Source organism: Microseira wollei NIES-4236 (assembly GCF_020521235.1).
GTDB classification, from domain to species: domain Bacteria; phylum Cyanobacteriota; class Cyanobacteriia; order Cyanobacteriales; family Aerosakkonemataceae; genus Microseira; species Microseira wollei.
In genome coordinates this window covers 1-370 of record NZ_BLAY01000595.1, presented here as the reverse complement: position 1 = coordinate 370, position 370 = coordinate 1, and the positions used below count along the sequence as shown (strand labels likewise).

1 protein-coding gene is annotated in these 370 nt (G+C 55.7%); it reads right to left on the bottom strand.

The window, feature by feature from the left end; genetic code table 11:
* Positions 1-105: 105 nt before the first annotated feature.
* On the bottom strand, positions 106-370 hold a 265-nt coding region (locus tag MiSe_RS49965), incomplete at its 5' end, for a hypothetical protein (RefSeq protein WP_226595062.1).

Here is a 370-nt window from a genome sequence, read left to right as displayed (position 1 = left end):
GATATTTTGCACCAGTCCCAATTTGATACATGCCGTGCCCCAACCGGGTTTGGGTGATGCACCCGTAGGGGCACGGCAGCAGGGATATTTTGACCAAGGCAGATGTTAATCATGCCGTGCCCCAACCGGGTTTGGGTGGTTCACCAGTAGGGGCACGGCAGCAGGGATATTTTGACCAAGGCAGATGTTAATCATGCCGTGCCCCAACCGGGTTTGGGTGATGCACCAGTAGGGGCACGGCATCAGGGATATTTTGCACCAGTCCCAATTTGATACATGCCGTGCCCCAACCGGGTTTGGGTGATGCACCCGTAGGGGCACGGCAGCAGGGATATTTTGCACCAGTCCCAATTTGATACATGCCGTGCCC